The following is a 20,205-nucleotide window of genomic DNA, read 5'->3' as shown; positions in this document are numbered from 1 at the left end:
CATGGCTGCTGTTAAGGAAACCGTCGAAGCTGTCGCCGCGCTGGAGAAGTATGCGCACGGCTTCACCTCGGACATCGAGCAGGAGTTCGCTCCCAAGGGCCTGAGCGCCGACATCGTCCGCTTCATCTCCGAAAAGAAGGGCGAGCCGGAGTGGATGCTGGAATGGCGCCTGGCCGCCTACGAGCGCTGGCTTGCGATGGAGGAGCCGACCTGGGCGGCGGTGAAATACGAACCCGTGGACTATCAGGACCTCTACTACTACGCCGCGCCGAAACAGAAGGAGGGGCCGAAGTCGCTCGACGAGGTCGATCCCGAGATTCTGGAGGTCTACAAGAAGCTGGGCATCCCGCTGAAGGAGCAGGAGGTCCTGGCGGGCGTGCAGGGTGCGCCCAAGGTGGCCGTGGACGCCGTGTTCGACAGCGTTTCGGTTGTGACCACCTTCAAGGAGGAGTTGGCCAAGGTTGGCGTGATTTTCATGCCGATTTCCGAGGCCTTGCGCGAATATCCTGATCTGGTGCGGCAATACCTCGGCTCGGTCGTGCCGGTGTCGGACAACTACTTCGCGGCGCTGAACAGCGCGGTCTTTTCGGATGGGTCCTTCGTCTACATCCCGCCGGGCGTGAAGTGCCCGATGGAGCTGTCGACCTATTTCCGCATCAACGCGAGCCAGACCGGCCAGTTCGAACGCACCCTGATCATCGCCGACAAGGGCAGCTACGTTTCCTATCTGGAAGGCTGCACCGCGCCGATGCGCGACGAGAACCAGCTGCACGCGGCGGTCGTGGAGATCGTGGCCCTGGACGACGCCGAGGTGAAATACTCGACGGTTCAGAACTGGTACCCCGGTGACGCCGAGGGCAAGGGCGGCATCTACAACTTCGTCACCAAGCGCGCCGACTGCCGCGGCGACCGCTCCAAGGTCAGCTGGACCCAGGTCGAGACCGGCTCGGCCGTGACCTGGAAATACCCGTCCTGCATCCTGAAGGGCGAAGAGAGCTCGGGCGAGTTCTACTCCATCGCCATCACCAACGGGCATCAGCAGGCCGACACCGGCACCAAGATGATCCACCTGGGCAAGAACTCGAAGTCGCGGATCATCGCCAAGGCGGTGTCTGCGGGCAAGTCGGACTCGACCTATCGCGGCCTGGTCTCGGTGCACCCCAAGGCGACCGGCGTGCGCAACTTCACCCAGTGCGACAGCCTGCTGATCGGCAAGGAGTGCGGCTCGCACACCATCCCCTATATCGAGGCCCGCAACGGCTCGGCCCAGCTGGAGCATGAGGCGACGACGACCCGCCTGTCGGAAGACCAGCTCTTTTACGCCCAGCAGCGCGGCCTGTCGGAGGAGGAGGCGGTGGCCCTGCTGGTCAACGGCTTCGTTCGCGACGTCATGCAGAAGCTGCCGATGGAGTTCGCCGTCGAGGCGCAAAAACTAGTGGCGATCAGCCTTGAAGGCTCGGTCGGGTAAAGAAGAACAATGCTGAAGATCAACAATCTCCACGTCTCGGTCGCTGACAAGCCGATCCTCAAGGGCCTGACGCTCGAAGTGCCGGCGGGCGAAGTCCATGCCGTCATGGGGCCGAACGGGGCCGGGAAGTCGACGCTGGGCTACAGCCTGTCGGGCCGTCCCGGCTATGAGGTCACGGACGGTTCCGCCTCGTGGAACGGTCAGGACCTGCTGGAACTGGACCCGGCCGAGCGCGCGGCCAAGGGCGTCTTCCTGTCCTTCCAGTATCCGATGGAGATCCCCGGCGTGCCGGCCATGACCTTCATCCGCACGGCGCTGAACGCCCAGAAGCGCGCGCGCGGCGAGGAAGAGGTCTCGGCTCCCGCCTTCCTGAAGCAGGTCAAGGCGGCGTCGCAGGCGCTGAAGATGGACTTCGACATGCTGAAGCGGCCGCTGAACGTCGGCTTCTCCGGCGGCGAGAAGAAGCGGATGGAAATCCTGCAGATGGCCCTGCTGGAGCCGTCGCTGCTGATCCTAGACGAGACGGACTCCGGCCTCGACATCGACGCTCTGCGTATCGTGTCGGAGGGGGTGAACGCCCTGCGCCGTGCGGACCGGTCCATGCTGGTCATCACCCACTATCAGCGCCTGCTGGACTACATCAAACCGGACAAGGTGCACGTCCTGGCCGCCGGCCGCATCGTCGCCTCGGGCGGGCCCGAACTGGCGCTGGAGCTGGAGGCGGAAGGGTACGACAAGTTCCTGCCGGCTGCGGCATGAGCGCGGCGCCGCAAATCGATCTGACGAACGCCGAGACCTTTCCATCGCGGCGCTCGGAAGCGTGGAAATACAGCGATCTGAAGCGCTGGCTTCGCGAAGCGCCTGAACCGTCCGGCACGGCGCTGGTCGGGGCTCCCGGGCCGTTCTACGACCTGGGCGGAGAGGCGATCGTCTTCGCCAACGGCCGTGCGGTCGGGGTGACCGACTTCATCGCCTCGGGCGTGCAGACCCTGCGTCTTCGCTTCCTGTCGGATGCGGTCGGCACCGGCCACACGGCGGCGGCGCGGATCGTCGCGCGTCCCGGCGCGCGGTTGCTGCTGCTGGAGACGCACGAGGGCAAGGGCTCGGCCTATGTGGCCCACAACAAGGTCGAGATCGACGTGGCCCGCGACGCCGAGGTCACGCGCGTCGTCCTGATCGAAGAGCCCGAGGACGCCATCTCGGTGACGAACGCCGAGGTGCGGCTGGACGCCGGCGGTCGCTATCGCCAGACCGTCGTCACGACCGGCGCCAAGCTGCAGCGCATCGAGACGCAGCTGAGCCATGGGGCCGAGGGCGCCGACGCGCGTCTGGACGGCCTCTATCTGTTGAAGGGTTCGCGCCACGCCGACCTGACGACCGTGGTCGATCACCTGGCCGCCGACGGCGCCACCAGCCAACTGACCAAAGGCGTCGTTCACGATACGGCGCGCGGCGTGTTTCAGGGCAAGATCATCGTCGAGCGCGGGGCCGACGGCACCGACGCCCGCATGGCCCACAACGCCCTGATCGCGTCCGAGCGTGGCGAGATCGACGCCAAGCCGGAACTGATCATCTATGCCGACGACGTGCAGTGCGCGCACGGCAATACGGTGGGGACACTGGACGAGCGCGCGCTCTTCTACATGCAGCAGCGCGGCATTCCGGCGGACGAGGCCCGCGCCCTGCTGGTCCAGGCCTTCCTGTTCGAGGTCATCGACCGGATCGATGACGAGGCGGCGAGGGAGGTGGTGCGCGCATGGCTGACGGCCAGACTCTGAAAAGCGGGCCCGTGAAGACCTTCGATCCCTACGCCGCGCGGGCGCAGTTCCCGATCCTGTCGCGACAGGTGAACGGCAAGCCGCTGGTCTATCTGGACAACGCCGCATCGGCGCAGAAGCCGCGCGCGGTGATCGACGCCCTGGTGGCGTCGATGGAGGGCAGTTACGCCAATGTTCACCGCGGCCTGCACACCCTGTCGAACGAGGCGACCGAGGCGTTCGAGGCGGCGCGCGAGATCGTCGCCCGCTTCCTGAACGCGCCCTCGGCCGAGAACATCGTCTGGACCAAGGGAGGGACCGAGGCGATCAATCTGGTCGCCAACGGGATCGGCCTGACCATCGAGCCCGGCGACGAGATCATCGTCAGCGAGATGGAGCACCACTCCAACATCGTCCCGTGGCACCTGCTGCGCGAGCGCAATGGCGCGGTGCTGAAATGGGCGCCGATCAGGGACGACGGCTCGCTGGACATGGCGGCCTATGCCGAACTGCTGGGGCCAAGGACCAAGGTCGTCGCCGTCACCCATATGTCCAACGTCCTGGGCACCATCAATCCGATCGCCGAGATCACCCGTCTGGCCCACGCCGCCGGGGCTCGGGTGCTGATCGACGGCTGCCAGGGCGCGGTTCACGCCACGCCGGACATTCAGGCGGTCGGCTGCGACTGGTATGTCATCACCGGCCACAAGCTGTATGGCCCGACCGGTGTCGGCGCCCTGTATGGCACGACCGAGGCTCTGGAGAGCCTGCCGCCCTATCAGGGCGGGGGTGAGATGATTCAGACGGTCGAGAAGGACCGAATTACCTACGCCAAACCACCGCATCGCTTCGAGGCCGGCACGCCGCCGATCCTGGAGGCCATTGGTCTGGGCGCGGCGCTGGAATGGTTGTCGGGCTTTGATCGCCAGGCCGTGGCCGCGCATGAGATGGCGCTTTATGCCCACGCTAGTGCACGGCTGGCCGACGCTGGCTGGCTGCGGGTGCTGGGCGAGGCCGAAGGGAAGGGCGCGCTGCTGACCTTCTCGGTCGAGGGCGCGCACGCCCATGACGTGGCCCAGATCATGGACCGTTACGGCGTCGCCGTGCGGGCCGGTCTGCACTGCGCCGAACCGCTGGCGAAAAGACTGGGCGTGACATCGAGCACGCGCGCCTCCTTCGCCCTATATAACACCGTGGAGGATACAGACGCCTTCGTGGATGCGCTGATCAAGGCGCGGAACTTCTTCGTGTGACGAGTATGGACGACGCCAAGACCGAAACCGCCATCAGCGACAGCGACGCCTTCGCCGCCAGCTGGGACGAGCCGCAGAAAAGCGCCCTGTCGCAGGCCGAGTTGGACAGGCTGACCGACGACCTGATCGCGGCGCTGAAGACCGTCTACGACCCGGAAATCCCGGTCGACATCTATGAGCTGGGGCTGATCTACAAGGTGGACGTGTCCGACGACCGCGACGTCTTGGTCGAGATGACGCTGACGGCGCCCGGTTGCCCTGTGGCCGGCGAAATGCCGGGCTGGGTCGAGGCGGCGGTTATGACGGTCGAGGGCGTGAAGTCCGCGCGGGCCAACCTGGTGTTCGATCCGCCGTGGGACTCGTCCAAGATGAGCGACGAGGCCAAGCTGGCCCTGAATATGTTCTGAGGACGTAGCGATGACCGAGCTTCAGACCGCCACACGACCCCGCCGACCACGCCCCAAGGCCGTCACCCTGACCGAGGCCGCCGCCGAGCGCGTGCGCGAGATCATGGCCAATGCCGAAAAGGACTACGTCGGCCTGCGGGTGGGCGTGAAGAACGGCGGCTGCGCCGGGCAGGAATACACCTTCGCCTATGCCGAGCAGATCGAGCCGCTGGACGAGGTGGTCGAGGACAGGGGCGTCACCATCCTGATCGAGCCCAAGGCCGTGCTGTTTCTGATCGGGTCCGAAATCGACTATGAGACGACGAAGCTGGCGTCCAAATTCGTCTTCCGCAATCCGAACGAGACCGACGCTTGCGGCTGCGGCGAGAGCGTGACCATTATCCCCGCCGCCGCCCTGGACGCCGACTAGAATGATCCGACTGGAAGGCGTGACCCGGCGCTATCGCAGCGCGGCGGGCGAGCGCACGGCGCTGGACGCCGTCGATCTGACCATCGGGCGCGGCGAGGTGTTCGGCGTGGTCGGGCGGTCGGGCGCCGGCAAGTCGACCCTGATCCGCGCCATCAATCGCCTGGAGACCCCTGACGCGGGCCGCATCTTCGTCGACGACCAGGAGATCACGGCGCTGAAGGCCGCCGAGCTGCGGGCCGCGCGCCGCCGGATCGGCATGATCTTCCAGCATTTCAACCTGCTGAACGCCAAGACCATTGAGGACAATGTCGCCTTCCCCCTGCGACTGGAAGGACGGCCTGAAGCCGAGGTGAAGGCGCGGACGGCGGAACTGTTGGCTCAACTGGGGCTGACGGAGCACGCGAAGAAGCACCCTGTCCAGTTGTCCGGCGGCCAGAAACAGCGCGTCGGCATCGCCCGCGCCCTGGCCTGCGGTCCCAGCGTCCTGCTGTGCGACGAGGCGACCAGCGCCCTCGACCCGGAAACGACCGAGGACATTCTGACGCTGCTGGACGGGCTGAACCGCGATCTGGGGCTGACCATTGTCCTGATCACTCACCAGATGGAGGTGGTGCGCCGCGTCTGCGATCGGGTGGCGGTGCTGAAGGACGGCAAGATCGTGGAGCAGGGCGCGACGGCGGACGTCTTCCTGCATCCGCAGCACGCCGTGACCCGCGCCATGCTGGCCGAGGGCGAGGAGGCGTTCGACGCCTCGGTCGTGCCCGCCGGCGCACGGCTGGTCAAACTGACCTTCCGCGGCGGTTCGACCTATGAGCCGGAACTGAGCCGCGTCGCGCGGACGGTGGGCGTGGACTATTCGATCCTGTCGGGACGCATCAGCCGAATCCGGGGCGAGCCCTATGGCCAGCTGGTCGTGGCCTTCACCGGCGGCGACGCCGACGCGGCCGTGGCGCAACTGACCGCGCGCGGCGTGACGGTAGAGGCGGCCTGATGTTCGAGAACGTAGCCAAGAACATTGATTGGGCCGAGATCGGCCGCGCCACCGTGGACACCCTGCTGATGCTGGGCGGGTCGCTGGTGCTGACCGTCATCCTGGGCGTGCCGCTGGGCGTGCTGCTCTATTTGTCGGGCAAGGGACGGCTGGCGGCCAATCCGGTGCTGAACGCCGTGCTGTCGCTGATCGTCAACGTTCTGCGCTCGGTGCCCTTCATCATCCTGCTGATCGTCATGCTGCCGGTGACGGTGCTGCTGGTCGGCACCTCGCTGGGCGTGGCCGGGGCCATTCCGCCGCTGGTCGTCGGGGCCGCGCCCTTTTATGCGCGTCTGGTCGAGACGGCTCTGCGCGAAGTGGACAAGGGCGTGGTCGAGGCGACCCAGGCCATGGGCGGCTCGACCTTCCAGATCGTCACGCGGGCCCTCTTGCCCGAGGCCATGCCGGGCATCATCGCCGGGGCCACGGTCACGGCCATCGCCCTGGTCAGCTACACCGCCATGGCGGGCGTCGTAGGGGCGGGCGGTCTGGGCGACCTGGCCGTACGCTTCGGCTATCAGCGCTTCCAGACCGACGTCATGGTGGTGACCGTAGTTCTGCTGCTGGTCCTCGTACAAATTCTGCAGATGATTGGCGACCGTCTGGTCGCTAAGGTTTCGCACCGCTGATTTTTCGAAAGCCTGCCCCATGATCCGCCGTTCGCTGCTGCTGTCCGCCGTCGCTGTCCTGACGCTCGCCGCCTGCGGGCAGGGCGCGGACAAGAAGGCGGGCGCCGAGGGCGCGCCTCTGCTGGTCGGCGCGACCGCCGTGCCGCACGCCGAAATCCTCGAGGTGGTGAAGCCGATTCTGGCCGCCGAGGGCGTGCCGATCGAGATCAAGGTCTTCAACGACTACGTTCAGCCGAACGTGCAACTATCTGAAAAGCGGCTGGACGTGAACTACTTCCAGACCAAGCCCTATCTGGATGAGTTCAACATCGCGCGCGGCGCTGACCTGGTTACGGTGGCCGGCGTTCACGTCGAGCCGCTGGGCGTCTATTCCAAGAAGCACACGACCCTGGCGGCGATCCCGAACGGCGCGCAGGTTGTGCTGCCGAACGATGCGTCGAACACCGGACGTGCGCTGCTGCTGTTGCAGGGCGCGGGCCTGATCACTCTGCGCGATCCGACCAATCCGCTGCAGACCGTGCGCGACGTGGCGACCAATCCCCGGGGGCTGAAGTTCCAGGAGGTCGAGGCCGCCACCATTCCGCGCATCCTGCCCCAGGTCGATGCGGCGGTGATCAACACCAACTATGCTCTGGACGCCGGCCTGAAGCCAAAGACTGACGCCCTGTCGCTGGAAGGCGCCGACAGCCCCTACGTGAACTATCTGGTGGCGCGCCCCGACAATCAGAACGACCCCCGCGTGCAGGCGCTGGCCACCGCTCTGCGCAGCCAGGCGGTCAAGGACTTCATCGCCAAGAAGTACGACGGCGCGGTGATCCCGGCGGCTTGATAAGCGGCTCTACCCTAACGACGTTTTTTCGATATGCTTTGATCTCCATTCAGGAGAACGCGTCGTGCTGTCTATGAAACGCAACATCATTCTGCTGTCCGCGACTGTCGGAGCCGCTGTTGGTCCGCTTGTGGTGTTGCGAGATGCGCTGGTCAGTTCCGAGACGGACTGAAGCGGTCAATGGTGGATCGTCGCCGCCCTGAGCGCAGCAGCAGTCTGCGGCTTGATGGGCGCGCTGGCAGGCGCGCTCCTGAAGAGGCTTATGGCCCGACTGCAGCCTCAGTAATTATCTCAAGCTGCGGTGGCTTGCTGTGGTGCGTCCATTCTGGCCATTTCGCTCGGCGTCGGGACCTGAACTGCCGGGGTGATCGCATGGCCGGTGGCCTCGGCGATCAGTTCGGCGGTCTTGCCTTCGATGGCGGTTTCCAGACGGGCCAGGAATTCCTCCTTCGACAAGCCGGTCGGGATGGGTTCGAGAAACTCCAGCGTGGCGGTCCCGGGCGTCTTGCGCGACGCCTCCTGCGGCCAGAACAGGCCGAGGTTGGTCGCCAGAGGCACCACCGGCATGTCGAAGTCGCGGTACATGTGCCAGACGCCGGAGCGATAGCGGAACTTTTCGCCGACCCTGGCCAGATGGCCTTCGGGATAGATCAGGATCTTGCGGCCTTCCTTGTGGGCGTCGGCGGCGCGTTCCTTGAGCGCCGCGCGGGCCGTATGGCCGCCGCAGCTGTTGACGACGATGGCGCCGAGCTTTCTCAGCACAGTGCCCAGCAGCGGGAACTTTTCGAGGTGGTCGCCGGTGACGAAGGCCAGGTCGTCGAACTGGTCATAGGTGGCGAAGCCGTCGCCCCAGCTCTGATGTTTGGAGGCGACGATGAAGGCTCCTTGCGGCAAGCGCTCCCGGCCGCGAACCTGAAGGCGGATGCCGGCGAACAGGGCCATGGCCTGCACCATGCGGCGCACATAACGGCGAATGATCCAACTGGTCGCGCGTCGTCCGGGCGCCAGAGCGGCGAAGGCGGCCGCCAGGCAATAGACGATCGACAGAACCCAGTAGGCGACGTTGAAAGCGAAGCTTCTCATCCCCCTGTTATGGCACAGGCGGGGGGCGATCACGCAAGAGCCTAGGCGGCTGCCTGTGTCATGAGTTCGGCGTTGGTGACGCAGTTCCGGCCGCCGCGCTTGGACGCGTAGAGGGCCTCGTCAGCGCGCTCCAGAACGCTCAGCGCGGTTTCGCCGGCGCGACGTTCAGCGAAGCCCACGGAAATGGTCACGGCGCCGAGGTCGTCATTGGTCGAGCGGCGACGCAGGGAGCGCGAGCCGATCTCCTCGCGGATGGCGTTCAGCGCCGCCTCGACCGTGCCGGGCGTCTCGCCGGGGAAGATGACCGCGAATTCCTCGCCGCCATAGCGGGCCGCGACGCGCGGATTGCGGGCGATCCGGCCCAGAACGCTGGCCACGTAACGCAAGACCTGATCGCCGGTCTGATGGCCCCAGGTGTCGTTGAAGCGCTTGAAGTGGTCGATATCGACGATGGCCAGGGTCAGACACTTGGCTTCGTTTTCGGCTTCCTCGCAGAGACGGGCCAGTTGCTCGTCGAAGGTCTTGCGGTTGGCCAGATTGGTCAAGGCGTCCGTCATGGCGTCGCGGCGCACCTGCTCAAGGTGTTCACGGAGGCGGACGACCTCGCGGTTCGATGACTCCAGGCGCTTTTCAAGCGCCGAGGTGTGACGCTGGACCTTGCGCGTGGCGCTGGACAGGGTGCTGACGATGGCGGTCAGGTCGGTCGGGCCGTCGGCGTCCTGCATCTTCGCCGAGGCGTTGCTGAGCGTTTCACCATAGGCGGTCTGGGTCTTGCGCGCGTTATCAATGGCCTCGGCCACGGCGGCGAGTTCGCGATTCAACACGGCGCCGACGTCACGGATTTCCTCAGACAGGCGTCCGCGCGGCAGGAACTCCGCCGCCAGCATTTCCGCCGTCGCGTCGGTGAAAGGCGTGTCGCCGGAGAGCAGGCGATGCAACTCTCGGCCCAAGGCGCCCTCAGGATCGCTGACGTAGTGAACCCACAGTTCGAAATTCAGCGGGGTCGGCCATACCGAGGCCTGCTGCATGGCGTCGACGACGCGATGCGCCAAGGCATACGCCTCCGGTCCCCGAAGGGAGGTCTCGACCTGCGCCGTCATTCTGATTCTCGCGCCCCTACTTCTTAGTTGGGCGACACTAGAACGCCGATCCGTAATGAGCAGTTAAGCTGGCGACCCGAAAGCCTCAGCTTCTAGTCCTGAAATACGACCGGACGACGCAGGAAGGCCGGAATGTCGTCGCCGAACCCGCCGCTGGCGGCGCGCAGGGGCTGGTCTTTCGAGGACTCGGACTTGCGGGCCTCGCGCGGCGCCTGGTCACGGTTGCGGTCGCGACCTTGACGGGCGGGCCGGGCCGGCGGGGTCACGACCTCGGCGACGGGCTCCGGCGTCGTGACGACAGCGGTTTCGACCACCGTCTCGACGGCGGATTCCGGCTTGGTCGAGCGACGGCTGCGCGCGCGACGCGGAGCCTCTTCCCGGGCCTCATCGACCTTTTCGACCTTCGGGAGCGGCGCCGTGATGGGCTCCATCGAGGCGACGTTGTCGCTCTTGGGGATGGGGCGGGGACGGTCGCTGCGGCCCCGGCCGCGTCCCTTGCCGTCGTCGCTGCGCGGGCGATCCTTGATGGAGGCGAAGTCGATGCCTTCCAGCGTCAGCTCCTGCGGCTCCATCTTGATCAGCTTCAGCACCTTATCCAGCGACTTGTCGTCGGACGGGGTGACGATCATGTAGGCTTCGCCCTTGCGACCGGCGCGACCGGTGCGGCCGATGCGGTGCACATAGTCGTCGGCGTGGTGCGAGACGTCGTAGTTGAAGACGTGGCTGACGTCAGGGATGTCGAGACCGCGCGCGGCGACGTCCGAGGCGACCAGAATCTTCAGATCGCCTCCGCGGAAGTCGGCCAGGGTCTTCATCCGCAGGGACTGATCCAGATCGCCGTGGATCGGCGCGGCGTCGAAACCGTGGGTCTTCAGCGACTTGGCGACGATATCGACTTCAGACTTGCGGTTGCAGAAGACGATGCCGTTCTTGACGTCCGAGCGCTCGATCAGGGCGCGCAGGGCCGTGCGCTTGGCCTTCGGATCGCTGGTCGGAATGCGGACCAGATACTGGGTGATGGTGTCGGCGGTCATGGCCGGACGCGAAGCCTCGATCCGGGTCGGATCCTTGAGGAACTGCGTGGTCAGGCGCGTGATCTCGGGCGGCATGGTGGCCGAGAAGAACAGGGTCTGGCGGCGCGGCGGCGTCAGTTTGAAGATGCGCTCGATGTCGGGGATGAAGCCCATGTCGAGCATGCGGTCGGCTTCGTCCACGACCATCATCTCGACGCCGGTCAGCAGGATCTTGCCGCGCTCGAACAGGTCCAGCAGGCGGCCCGGCGTGGCGATCAGGACGTCGACGCCCTTGTTCAGCAGGGCCACTTGGTCGCCCATGGACACGCCGCCAATGAGCAGCGCCCAGCTGAGTTTGGTGCCTTTGGCGTATTTGGCGAAGTTCTCGGCGACCTGGTCGGCCAGTTCGCGGGTGGGGGCCAGCACCAGGGCGCGCGGCATTCGAGCACGGGCGCGGCCCGAGCCGAGGCGGTCGATCATCGGCAGGGTGAAGGCGGCGGTCTTGCCGGTGCCGGTCTGGGCGATGCCCAGGACGTCGCGGCCGGCCAGGGCCACCGGGATAGCGGAGGCCTGAATGGGGGTGGCTTCGGTGTAGCCCGTGTCGGCGACCGCTTTGAGGGTCGTGGCCGAAAGGCCCAGCTTGGTGAATTCTGTCATGTAACCTTGAGGACGGAGGAAACGTCGTAACGTCTTCAGCTTACGGAACCGCCCCTCGTGGGCGAGTGGGCGGCGCGCATCGCCAGTCCTATCCCGAGCCTGCGGCGGTATATGGAAACCCCTACGCCTCAGTCAAGTATTTCCGTTCGGAACCGAGTGGTTGGCAAAGCCTTACAGCTCTGTAATCTCGCCTCGGGGTAGGGAAGGATTGTCGTATGCGTATGAAAACGCTTGCGTTAGCCTTGGCGGCTTGTTGCGCGACGGCGCTTCCGGCCCAGGCGGAGATGGAATCGGCCTTCGGGAACACCGTCATCTCTCATTACCCGGACGGCGCGTGGGTGAAGCACTGGTTCGACCGGGACGGCAGCTATCGGGCGACCTTCTCGGACGGCCGACGATTGACGGCGCGCTGGGCCATTGAGGGCGAGCGGGTCTGTCTGAACGGAATCAGGCCGCGAATGCTGCTGTCGCGATTCTGCACCACCCTGGTGGAAGCGTCGGTCGGGCAAAGCTGGCCCGGGCGCGATCCGCTGGGCCGTCGGGTTCGCAACGAACTGGTCGCCGGGCGCTGAAAGCCTCCCGATCCGCAGGGCGCGGACCGGGAGATTGATCGCCATCAGTCGGCGGCGGCGGCCTTCTTGGGCGCGGCTTTCTTTGCAGCCGGCTTCTTGGCGGCAGGCTTCTTGGCCGCCGCTGGCTTCTTGTCGGCAGCGGCCTTGGTCGGAGCCTTCTTCGCCGCAGGTTTCTTGGCCGCAGCCGCCTTCTTCTTCGGCGCCGCGCCGGCCTTGGCGGCGAGCAGGGGCAGGGCGGCTTCCAGGGTCAGATCTTCCGGCGCCATGCCCTTGGGCAGGGTGGCGTTGACCTTGCCCCATTTGACGTAGGGACCGAAACGACCGGCCATGACCTGAACGGGCGCTTCGTCTTCCGGGTGCGCGCCCAGTTCCTTCAGCGGGGCCGTGGCCGAGCCGCGGCCGGGACGCCCGGCGCGCTTTTCAGCCAGCAGAGCGACGGCGCGGTTAATGCCGACCTCGAACACCTCGTCGATGTCCGACACATTGGCGTAGGTGCCAGCGTGCAGGACGAAGGGACCGTAGCGGCCCAGACCCGCCGTGATCATCTTGCCGTCCTCGGGGTGAGGACCGACTTCGCGCGGCAGGGCCAGCAGGCGCAGGGCCTGTTCCAGCGTCAGGGATGCAGGGCTCCAGCCCTTGGGCAGGGATGAGCGCTTGGGCTTCTCTTCGCCCGGCGGGGTGGTTTCGACGTAGGGTCCGAAGCGGCCGATCTTCAGTTGCACCGGCTGGCCGGTCGCCGGATCGACACCCAGTTCGCGGTCGCCGCCGTCCGCGCCGCCCTCGGCGCCGTCAGGCGAGGCCACGGGGCGGGTGTATTTGCAGTCGGGGTAGCGCGAACAGCCGATGAAGGCGCCGAAGCGGCTGGTCTTCAGGCTGAGCTGTCCCTGATGGCAGAGCGGGCATTCGCGCGGGTCTGAACCATCACCCTTGTCCGGGAAGATGTGCGGGCCCAGGGCATCGTTCAGATGGTCAAGGATGGCCGTGGTGCGCAGTTCGCCGGCGGCCTGCGTGGCGGCGTGGAAGTCGGTCCAGAAGCTGCGCAGCAACGCTTTCCAGTCGAGATCGCCAGCCGACACCTCGTCCAACTGGGTCTCCAGCGCGGCGGTGAAGTCATACTCGACCCAGCGGCTGAAGAACTGCTCGAGGAAGGCCGTGACCAGCCGTCCCTTGTCCTCGGGATAGAAGCGGTTCTTGTCCATGCGGACGTATTCGCGGTCGCGCAGGGTGGTCAGGATTGAGGCGTAGGTCGAGGGGCGCCCGATGCCGAGCTCTTCCAGTTTCTTGACCAGGGTGGCTTCGGAGAAGCGCGGCGGCGGCTCGGTGAAGTGCTGGTCCGTGCGGACGGCTTCAACCTTGGCCTTGGCGCCTTCCTTCAGCGCGGGCAGGCGGCCGCCTTCGTCCTCTTCGTCTTCAGAGCCCTTCTGCTTCTCGTCGCGGCCTTCCTCGTAGGCGGCGATGAAGCCGTCGAAGGCGACGACCTGGCCCGTGGCGCGCAGGCCGGTCTGGCCGTCGGGCGTCTCGATCTCGACCGTGGTGCGGTCCAGACGGGCGCTTTCCATCTGCGAGGCGACCATGCGCTTCCAGATCAGCTCGTAGAGGCGCTGCAGGTCGCCTTCGAGACGCAGGGATTCGGGGTGGCGCGCGATATTGGTCGGACGGATGGCCTCGTGCGCTTCTTGAGCGTTCTTGGCCTTGGTCTTGTAGTAGCGCGGCTCGGCCGGGACGTAGGCGGGACCGAAACGATCGGCGATGACCTCACGCGCCTGGGCGATGCCCTCGGGGCTGACGAACAGGCCGTCGGTCCGCATGTAGGTGATCAGGCCGCCAGTGTCGTCGACGCCCTCATATAGCTTCTGCGCAGCCTGCATGGTGCGCTGGGCGGTGAAGCCCAGCTTGCGCGAGGCTTCCTGCTGCAAGGTCGAGGTGGTGAAGGGCGGGGCGGGCGAACGCTTGGCGGGCTTCTTCTCGACCGACTTGATGGTGAAGTCGCCGGCCTGGATCGCGTCGCGCGCGGCGAAGGCCATTTCCTCGGTCGGGATATCCAGGCGCTGGATGCGCTTGCCCGCGTGCTTGACCAGACGGGTGGTGAAGGGCGGGCTGTCGGCGACCAGATCGGCTTCGACCGACCAGTATTCCTGGGCCTTGAACTTCTCGATCTCCATCTCGCGATCAACGACGATGCGCAGGGCGACGGACTGCACCCGACCCGCCGAGCGGGCGCCGGGCAGCTTGCGCCACAGCACGGGCGACAGGTTGAAGCCCACCAGATAGTCGAGGGCGCGGCGGGCCAGGTAGGCCTCGACCAGTTCCATATCCAGCTGGCGCGGATTGGCCATGGCCTCGAGCACGGCGGCCTTGGTGATGGCGTTGAAGGTGACGCGCTGGACCTCGGTGTCCTTCAGCGCCTTCTTCTTGTTCAGGACTTCCAGAACGTGCCAGCTGATCGCCTCACCCTCGCGGTCGGGGTCGGTCGCGAGGATGACGCGGTCGGCGCGCTTGGCCGCCTCGGCGATCTCGGACAGGCGCTTGGACGCCTTGGCGTCGACCTCCCAATGCATGGCGAAATCGTCGTCAGGCAGCACCGAGCCGTCCTTCGACGGCAGGTCGCGGATGTGGCCGTAGGACGCCAGCACCTCATAGCCGGAACCCAGATACTTATTGATGGTCTTGGCCTTGGCGGGGCTCTCGACGATGACGAGATTCATGGCGCTCTGTTCGGGAAATTGGGGCGCGAACGTGGTTGGCGCGGAGAGGGAAGTCAATCGCATGATTGACCGGTTCCCGTATTGAGAGTTTTTGTTGTTGCGATGCGTCTATAAGTTGTGTCTTGCTGGTTCAACGCGTGAGGAGGGTTTGGAACGTGGCGGAAGCAGCAGGGCGGCACGAACTTAAGTCTGGAAGGCAGGCCCACCAGCCGACGCCGACGAACCTGGCCGACTATCCCGTGCGGGAGTATGTCGCGGCCATGGCTGTAGAGCTGGCCAGGATGGCACGCTGGGACGGTGACGAGAGCCTGGCTTCGGCTTTGGAAGCGGCCGCAGATCAGGCGCGACAGGAGACACCAACGACTCGCTCAGGCGGAGGCCAGGCCGCCGGACAATAGGCTGGCGCGTCCGACAAGGCTCAGTTCCAACAGAGCGGCGGCCACGACGCCTATCGGCAGGTCCAAGGCTCGGGCCAACTCGTCGCGCGGCGTCGGGGTGGGAGACAGAAGCGCCGCCACCTGTTCAAGCAGCGCCTCATCCAATTCCTCAGGGGCGCCATCGAACGCGGAGGCGCCCGGCGGCTCGCGAAGGGTCCGCAGGGTGGTGAAGGCGCGTTCGACGTCCTCCAGCCCCTCGCACAGGATGGCGCCCTGGCGGAGCAACTCGTTGGGGCCTTTGGAGCGGGGGTCCAGCGGAGAGCCCGGGACGGCGAAGACGTCGCGGCCCTGTTCATTGGCCAGGCGGGCGGTGATCAGGGAGCCTGAACGGATCTCGGCCTCGACCACGATCACCCCGCGCGAAAGACCCGAGATGATGCGATTGCGACGGGGGAAGTCGCGCGCCTGGGCGCGGGCGCCGACATGGCTTTCCGAGACGACGCAGCCTTGTTCGATGATCTGGCGATAGAGGTCGGCGTTTTCAGAGGGGTAGATGTCGTCCACGCCGCCGCCGAGAACCGCGACGGTGCCGGTCGGCAGGGCCCCCTGGTGCGCCGCTGCGTCGATGCCGCGCGCCAGACCAGATACGACCACATGGCCGGCCTCGCCCAACTGCTGCGACAGGCCGCGCGCGATGCGTTGGCCACCGGCCGATGCGATTCGGGCGCCGACTACGCCGATGCAGGGACGGGCCAGCAGCGCCGGATCGCCGCGCGTCCACAGCAGCGGCGGGGCTGGATCGACAGCGGCCAGCATGTCGGGATAGCCGGGGTCGCCCAGCAGGATCAGTTGCGCGCCTACGCGCTCGCCCGCCGCCAGCTCGGCCTCAACCCGTTCGATGGCGGGCAGGGCATAGCCGTCACGCCCGCTGCGACGGACCAGATCAGGCAGGGCTTCAATTGCGCGCACAGCCGAGCCGAAGCGTTGCAGCAGTTGGGAAAAGGCCACGGGACCGACACGGTCGGTGCGGGCCAGCCGAAGCCGGGCGAAGCGCTCGGCGTCGGACAGAGGGATCAAGCCTTCTTCGCCCCGATCCTGGGCTCGGCGCCTTTTAGCAGCCGGCCGATGTTCTCATGGTGGCGGATGTAGATCAGGACTGCGGTGACGATCGCCAGGATCAGGATGGCTGCAGGGGCGGGAAGGCCCAGCGCGGGCAGGGGCAGCAGGGCGTAGAGCGGCGTCAGCGCCGCGGCGACCAGAGCCGCCAGCGAGGAATAGCGCAGGGTGAAGGCGACGATCAGCCAGGTCGCCGCCGCCATCAGGCCCAGAGGCCAGCAGGCGGCCAGGATCAGGCCAAAGAAGGTCGCGACCCCCTTGCCGCCCTTGAAGCCCAGCCAGACGGGGAAGAGGTGGCCCAAGAAGGCCGCGCCGCCGGCGATCACGCCTGCGACTTCACCGAACAAATAGCGGGCGATCAGCAGGGCGACCGCGCCCTTGCCGGCGTCGAGGATCAGGGTGGCGATGGCCAGATCCTTGCGGCCCGTCCGCAGGACGTTGGTCGCGCCGATATTGCCGGAGCCGATGTTGCGCACGTCCCCGGCGCCTGCGGCGCGGGTCAGTACGACCCCGAACGGAATCGAACCGAGCAGGTATCCGCCAATCGCGACAAGCCCGAGCGTCAGAAGCGCCGGTGCGGCCAGATCCTGCAAAGTGATTCGCTCCCGTTTAGCGTGCGTCGTGGACGATGCGTCCACCGACGACAGTGAGCAAGACCTTCCCTTGCAGGCGGCGGCCGTCAAAGGGCGAATTCTTCGATTTGGAGCGAAGCGTGGCCGCGTCGACCACAATCGGCGCGCCCGCGTCGAACAGGACGAGATCGGCGGGCGCGCCCTGAGCTAGAACGCCCGCTTCCAGACCCAGCAGACCGGCAGGCCCTTGGGTCAGGGGGCGGAGCACGTCGAGCAGGTCCAGCCCATGCTCGTGATGCAGCATCAGAGCGGCGGGCAGCAGGGTCTCCAGACCCACGGCGCCGGGTTCGGCCTCGGCGAAGGGGCGGCGCTTGTTTTCAGCGGGTTCAGGGGCGTGGGCCGAAGTGATGGCGTCGATCAGGCCGTCGCGGACGGCTTCGACCAGGGCCTGGCGGTCGCTCTCGGCGCGCAGCGGCGGGTCCAGCCGATAGAAGGTCCGGTAGTCGCCGATGTCGATCTCGTTGAAGCAGAGATGGTTGATCGACACCGAGGCTGAAACCTCAAGCCCGCGCGCACGAGCGCGAGCCAGCGTGTGAAGAGCGCCTTCGGTGGAGATCTGGTCGACCAGGAAGCGGGCACCGGTCTGTTCGACCAGGGCCAGATCGCGTTCCAGCTGGATGCGCTCGGCGATGGCGGGGGCGCCGGACAGGCCCAGACGGGTCGCGAGTTCGCCAGAGGTCGCGACCGCGCCTTCCGACAGCCAGGGCTCGGCCGGACGGCAGGCGATCAGGGCGTTGAAGGTGGCGGCGTAGCTCATCACCCGCTGCAGGGTGCGCGTGTTGACGATGACCCGGTCGCCGTCGGTGAAATAGAGGGCGCCCGCCTCGTGCATCAGGCCGATCTCGGCCATGCGCTGGCCGTCTCGGCCTTGCGTCGCCGCGCCCGCCGCCCGGACGTTGACCAGATCGAGCGCCGCGCCGCGCCGCTGGATGTGATCGATCAGGGCCGGGTCGTCGATGGCCGGGTCGGTGTCGGGCTGGACCACGATGGTGGTGACGCCGCCCGCCGCCGCCGACAGGCTGGCCGACTTCAGGGTTTCCTTGGGTTCATTGCCGGGCTCGCCGGTCTTGACCCGAATATCGATCAGGCCGGGGGCGAGGCAGCGGCTCTGGGCGTCGATGACGGTCACGCCCTCGGGATGCTGAGTCGCCTGACCATGGACGACCTCGACGATGCGCCCGTCGTTGATCAGGAGAGCGCCGGGGCCGTCGTAGTCGCTGGCGGGATCGAGCAGACGGGCGTTGATAATCGCGAGCGTGTTCGGAGCGGCGGTCATGCGGCGGCTCCGGCGCGGCGGTGGGCGAGGGCGGCCAAGACGGCCATGCGGGCGGCGACGCCCATCTCGACCTGGTCCTGAATAAGGGAGACGCCGAGGTCGTCGGCCACGTCAGAATCGATCTCGACACCCCGGTTCATCGGGCCAGGGTGCATGACCTTGGCGTTGGGCGCGGCCCAGGCCAGCTTCTCGCGGTCCAGACCCCAGAAGCGGAAATACTCGCGGGTCGAGGGGATCAGGGCGCCGGTCATGCGTTCCAGCTGAAGGCGCAGCATCATGACCACGTCGCAGCCGGCCAAGCCCTCCTTCATGTCGTGGAAGACCTCGCAGCCCCATCGGTCGGCGTCGCCGGGCACCAGGGTCGGCGGGCCGATCAGGCGCACCCGCGCGCCCATCATCGACAACAGGGCCACGTTGGAGCGGGCCACGCGGCTGTGGGCGATGTCGCCGCAGATAGCGATCGTCAGACCGCCGACGTCGCCAAAGGCGCGGCGAAGGCTGAGCAGGTCGAGGAGGGCTTGCGTCGGGTGTTCATGGCGACCGTCGCCGGCGTTGACGACCGCGCAGCCGACCTTTTGAGAGAGCAGGTCCACGGCACCCGACGAGGCATGACGCACTACCAGGATTTCCGGCTTCATCGCGTTCAGCGTCACCGCGGTGTCGATCAGGGTCTCGCCCTTGGCGACCGATGAGGCCGAGACCGGCATGGTCACCACGTCGGCGCCCAGTCGCTTGGCGGCGATCTCGAACGACGAACTGGTGCGGGTCGAATTCTCGAAGAACAGGTTCACCACCGTCTGGCCGCGCATCAGATCGACGCCCTTGGCCGACTGTCGATTGAAATCGACAAAGGCGTCGGCGAGATCCAGCAGCGCCAGGGCAGCGGGTGGATTCAGATCGCCAGCGGCGAGGAAGTGATCGCGGGGAAACGGCAGCAGCCGTTCCTCGATGGTTTCGGTGACGGAAGCGGCATGGGTCATCGAGACGCCGCTATAAGCCCGACTCTCGACGAGGGGAAGGTCAGGCGCGCAGACGGTCCAGCGCGCCCTGCAGAATCCAGGCGGCGGCGGTGCGGTCCACCACGTCGGCGCGACGCTTGCGTGTCAGGTCCAGCTCGTCGATCAGAAAGCGTTCGACCGCCGTGGTCGACAGGCGCTCGTCCTGGAACGCGACATTGACGGGGCGGATGCGCTCCAGATTGCGTGCGAAGGCGCGGCAGGACTGGGCGCGCGGACCCTCGGTCCCGTCCATGTTCAGCGGCAGGCCGATGACCAGAGCCGAGACGTTGCGGCCGTTCATCAGCTTGATCAGCTGCTCCGCGTCCTGGGTGAATTTCGTCTTGCGGATCAGCTGCAGCGGACTGGCGATCATGCGGCTGGTGTCGGACACCGCCACGCCGATGGTGTTCTCGCCCAGATCCAGCCCCAGCCAGGCGGTGTCGGGCGGGCAGGCGGCGGGCAGGTCTGTCAGGTCAAATACGGGCACGGGCTCCCCATATTGCAATGCGGGACGCTTGTCGAAGCCGCATAGGGCGGTTAACCCACGACAGGAGTCAGTCTGGGCGACTCCCTTGCGCCCTGGCTGGATGATTTTCGGAGATTTCCATGGCTATCGACGCCGCGACGGTGAGGCGTGTCGCCCACCTCGCCCGCATCAAGACCCCCGAGGACCGCCTGGAGCCGCTGGCCCAGGAGCTGAACGGCATCCTGAACTGGATCGAGCAGCTCAACGAGGTCGATGTGCAGGGCGTCGAGCCGATGACCTCCAACGTCGCCCAACCGCTGCGTTTGCGTGACGACGTCGTCACCGACGGCGCCAAGGTGGACGCAGTCCTGTCGAACGCTCCGAAGTCGGCCGACGGTTTCTTCGTCGTGCCCAAGGTCGTGGATTAA

20 protein-coding genes are annotated in these 20,205 nt (G+C 66.6%); 11 read left to right on the top strand and 9 right to left on the bottom strand.

Annotated features, from left to right (window positions below; translation table 11 throughout):
• The first annotated feature begins 1 nt into the window (after position 1).
• From sufB to B4A39_RS12245, 9 genes are read left to right on the top strand one after another with little or no spacing between them, the layout of a single operon-like run.
• On the top strand, positions 2 to 1,468 hold the full coding sequence (sufB, locus tag B4A39_RS12285; protein ID WP_292036821.1) for a Fe-S cluster assembly protein SufB: 1,467 nt from the start codon (positions 2 to 4) through the stop codon (positions 1,466 to 1,468).
• 9 nt (positions 1,469 to 1,477) lie between these two features.
• On the top strand, positions 1,478 to 2,227 hold the full coding sequence (sufC, locus tag B4A39_RS12280) for a Fe-S cluster assembly ATPase SufC (RefSeq protein ID WP_292036819.1): 750 nt from the start codon (positions 1,478 to 1,480) through the stop codon (positions 2,225 to 2,227).
• Positions 2,224 to 3,246, top strand: coding sequence for a Fe-S cluster assembly protein SufD (gene sufD / locus B4A39_RS12275; RefSeq protein ID WP_292036817.1), 1,023 nt, complete (start codon positions 2,224 to 2,226; stop codon positions 3,244 to 3,246). The genes sufC and sufD overlap by 4 nt, the downstream gene beginning before the upstream one ends.
• Positions 3,225 to 4,478 (top strand): aminotransferase class V-fold PLP-dependent enzyme, encoded by a 1,254-nt coding sequence (locus tag B4A39_RS12270; RefSeq protein WP_292036815.1) that lies wholly within the window; start codon positions 3,225 to 3,227, stop codon positions 4,476 to 4,478. The genes sufD and B4A39_RS12270 overlap by 22 nt, the downstream gene beginning before the upstream one ends.
• 5 nt (positions 4,479 to 4,483) lie before the next feature.
• Positions 4,484 to 4,885 carry an SUF system Fe-S cluster assembly protein gene (locus B4A39_RS12265; RefSeq protein ID WP_292036814.1) on the top strand — a complete coding sequence of 134 codons (402 nt, stop codon included), beginning with the start codon at positions 4,484 to 4,486 and terminating at the stop codon, positions 4,883 to 4,885.
• Positions 4,886 to 4,895: 10 nt separating this feature from the next.
• Positions 4,896 to 5,294 carry a HesB/IscA family protein gene (locus B4A39_RS12260; protein WP_292036812.1) on the top strand — a complete coding sequence of 133 codons (399 nt, stop codon included), beginning with the start codon at positions 4,896 to 4,898 and terminating at the stop codon, positions 5,292 to 5,294.
• A gap of 1 nt (position 5,295) precedes the next feature.
• Positions 5,296 to 6,285: a methionine ABC transporter ATP-binding protein gene (locus B4A39_RS12255; RefSeq protein WP_292036810.1), complete on the top strand. Its 990-nt coding sequence runs from the start codon at positions 5,296 to 5,298 to the stop codon at positions 6,283 to 6,285.
• Positions 6,285 to 6,953: a methionine ABC transporter permease gene (locus B4A39_RS12250; protein WP_292036808.1), complete on the top strand. Its 669-nt coding sequence runs from the start codon at positions 6,285 to 6,287 to the stop codon at positions 6,951 to 6,953. Before B4A39_RS12255 ends, B4A39_RS12250 begins: the two co-directional genes overlap by 1 nt.
• A 19-nt stretch (positions 6,954 to 6,972) precedes the next feature.
• On the top strand, positions 6,973 to 7,782 hold the full coding sequence (locus B4A39_RS12245) for a MetQ/NlpA family ABC transporter substrate-binding protein (RefSeq protein WP_292036807.1): 810 nt from the start codon (positions 6,973 to 6,975) through the stop codon (positions 7,780 to 7,782).
• A 291-nt stretch (positions 7,783 to 8,073) separates the two neighbouring features.
• Here B4A39_RS12245 and B4A39_RS12240 read toward each other — a convergent pair whose 3' ends face one another.
• From B4A39_RS12240 to B4A39_RS12230, 3 genes are all read right to left on the bottom strand, one after another.
• Positions 8,074 to 8,865: a lysophospholipid acyltransferase family protein gene (locus B4A39_RS12240; protein WP_292036806.1), complete on the bottom strand. Its 792-nt coding sequence runs from the start codon at positions 8,863 to 8,865 to the stop codon at positions 8,074 to 8,076.
• 41 nt (positions 8,866 to 8,906) lie between these two features.
• A complete protein-coding gene (locus B4A39_RS12235) occupies positions 8,907 to 9,965 on the bottom strand; it encodes a GGDEF domain-containing protein (RefSeq protein WP_292036805.1) in 1,059 nt (352 codons plus the stop codon).
• A gap of 92 nt (positions 9,966 to 10,057) precedes the next feature.
• A complete protein-coding gene (locus B4A39_RS12230) occupies positions 10,058 to 11,635 on the bottom strand; it encodes a DEAD/DEAH box helicase (protein WP_292036804.1) in 1,578 nt (525 codons plus the stop codon).
• Between the two features lie 284 nt (positions 11,636 to 11,919).
• Here B4A39_RS12230 and B4A39_RS12225 point away from each other — a divergent pair, with 284 nt between their 5' ends.
• Positions 11,920 to 12,207: a hypothetical protein gene (locus B4A39_RS12225; protein ID WP_292036803.1), complete on the top strand. Its 288-nt coding sequence runs from the start codon at positions 11,920 to 11,922 to the stop codon at positions 12,205 to 12,207.
• A gap of 44 nt (positions 12,208 to 12,251) precedes the next feature.
• Here the strand turns inward: B4A39_RS12225 and topA are convergent, their stop codons facing one another.
• The 6 genes from topA to ruvX all read right to left on the bottom strand — a co-directional run bounded on the left by topA (position 12,252) and on the right by ruvX (position 19,798).
• On the bottom strand, positions 12,252 to 14,912 hold the full coding sequence (gene topA / locus B4A39_RS12220; RefSeq protein ID WP_292036802.1) for a type I DNA topoisomerase: 2,661 nt from the start codon (positions 14,910 to 14,912) through the stop codon (positions 12,252 to 12,254).
• Between the two features lie 368 nt (positions 14,913 to 15,280).
• Positions 15,281 to 16,366 (bottom strand): DNA-processing protein DprA, encoded by a 1,086-nt coding sequence (dprA, locus tag B4A39_RS12215; protein WP_292036801.1) that lies wholly within the window; start codon positions 16,364 to 16,366, stop codon positions 15,281 to 15,283.
• The gene (plsY, locus tag B4A39_RS12210; RefSeq protein WP_292036800.1) at positions 16,363 to 16,998 is read right to left on the bottom strand and encodes a glycerol-3-phosphate 1-O-acyltransferase PlsY; all 636 of its coding nucleotides are present in this window, start codon (positions 16,996 to 16,998) and stop codon (positions 16,363 to 16,365) included. Before plsY ends, dprA begins: the two co-directional genes overlap by 4 nt.
• Before the next feature lie 16 nt (positions 16,999 to 17,014).
• Positions 17,015 to 18,313 carry a dihydroorotase gene (gene pyrC, locus B4A39_RS12205; protein ID WP_292036799.1) on the bottom strand — a complete coding sequence of 433 codons (1,299 nt, stop codon included), beginning with the start codon at positions 18,311 to 18,313 and terminating at the stop codon, positions 17,015 to 17,017.
• On the bottom strand, positions 18,310 to 19,293 hold the full coding sequence (locus B4A39_RS12200) for an aspartate carbamoyltransferase catalytic subunit (protein WP_292036798.1): 984 nt from the start codon (positions 19,291 to 19,293) through the stop codon (positions 18,310 to 18,312). The genes pyrC and B4A39_RS12200 overlap by 4 nt, the downstream gene beginning before the upstream one ends.
• 40 nt (positions 19,294 to 19,333) lie before the next feature.
• Positions 19,334 to 19,798, bottom strand: a complete 465-nt coding sequence (gene ruvX / locus B4A39_RS12195) for a Holliday junction resolvase RuvX (RefSeq protein ID WP_292036797.1) — start codon at positions 19,796 to 19,798, stop codon at positions 19,334 to 19,336.
• 119 nt (positions 19,799 to 19,917) lie between these two features.
• On the opposite strand from ruvX, the gene gatC reads away from it, so the two are divergent.
• Positions 19,918 to 20,205, top strand: coding sequence for an Asp-tRNA(Asn)/Glu-tRNA(Gln) amidotransferase subunit GatC (gatC, locus tag B4A39_RS12190; RefSeq protein ID WP_292036795.1), 288 nt, complete (start codon positions 19,918 to 19,920; stop codon positions 20,203 to 20,205).

The organism is Brevundimonas sp. UBA4553, from assembly GCF_002387245.1.
GTDB lineage: Bacteria > Pseudomonadota > Alphaproteobacteria > Caulobacterales > Caulobacteraceae > Brevundimonas.
Note: the sequence above shows the minus strand (reverse complement) of the source record. Positions and strands in the feature narration are given on the sequence as shown.

Bases quoted from the DNA above. Each gene is read 5' to 3' on its own strand.
- B4A39_RS12245 (WP_292036807.1), top strand. From the start codon at position 6,973: ATGATCCGCCGTTCGCTGCTGCTGTCCGCCGTCGCTGTCCTGACGCTC.
- topA (WP_292036802.1), bottom strand. From the start codon at position 14,912: ATGAATCTCGTCATCGTCGAGAGCCCCGCCAAGGCCAAGACCATCAAT.
- sufD (WP_292036817.1), top strand. From the start codon at position 2,224: ATGAGCGCGGCGCCGCAAATCGATCTGACGAACGCCGAGACCTTTCCA.
- B4A39_RS12270 (WP_292036815.1), top strand. From the start codon at position 3,225: ATGGCTGACGGCCAGACTCTGAAAAGCGGGCCCGTGAAGACCTTCGAT.
- B4A39_RS12260 (WP_292036812.1), top strand. From the start codon at position 4,896: ATGACCGAGCTTCAGACCGCCACACGACCCCGCCGACCACGCCCCAAG.
- B4A39_RS12250 (WP_292036808.1), top strand. From the start codon at position 6,285: ATGTTCGAGAACGTAGCCAAGAACATTGATTGGGCCGAGATCGGCCGC.
- B4A39_RS12225 (WP_292036803.1), top strand. From the start codon at position 11,920: ATGGAATCGGCCTTCGGGAACACCGTCATCTCTCATTACCCGGACGGC.
- B4A39_RS12255 (WP_292036810.1), top strand. From the start codon at position 5,296: ATGATCCGACTGGAAGGCGTGACCCGGCGCTATCGCAGCGCGGCGGGC.
- B4A39_RS12235 (WP_292036805.1), bottom strand. From the start codon at position 9,965: ATGACGGCGCAGGTCGAGACCTCCCTTCGGGGACCGGAGGCGTATGCC.
- sufB (WP_292036821.1), top strand. From the start codon at position 2: ATGGCTGCTGTTAAGGAAACCGTCGAAGCTGTCGCCGCGCTGGAGAAG.
- B4A39_RS12230 (WP_292036804.1), bottom strand. From the start codon at position 11,635: ATGACAGAATTCACCAAGCTGGGCCTTTCGGCCACGACCCTCAAAGCG.
- B4A39_RS12265 (WP_292036814.1), top strand. From the start codon at position 4,484: ATGGACGACGCCAAGACCGAAACCGCCATCAGCGACAGCGACGCCTTC.
- B4A39_RS12200 (WP_292036798.1), bottom strand. From the start codon at position 19,293: ATGACCCATGCCGCTTCCGTCACCGAAACCATCGAGGAACGGCTGCTG.
- sufC (WP_292036819.1), top strand. From the start codon at position 1,478: ATGCTGAAGATCAACAATCTCCACGTCTCGGTCGCTGACAAGCCGATC.
- gatC (WP_292036795.1), top strand. From the start codon at position 19,918: ATGGCTATCGACGCCGCGACGGTGAGGCGTGTCGCCCACCTCGCCCGC.
- B4A39_RS12240 (WP_292036806.1), bottom strand. From the start codon at position 8,865: ATGAGAAGCTTCGCTTTCAACGTCGCCTACTGGGTTCTGTCGATCGTC.
- pyrC (WP_292036799.1), bottom strand. From the start codon at position 18,313: ATGACCGCCGCTCCGAACACGCTCGCGATTATCAACGCCCGTCTGCTC.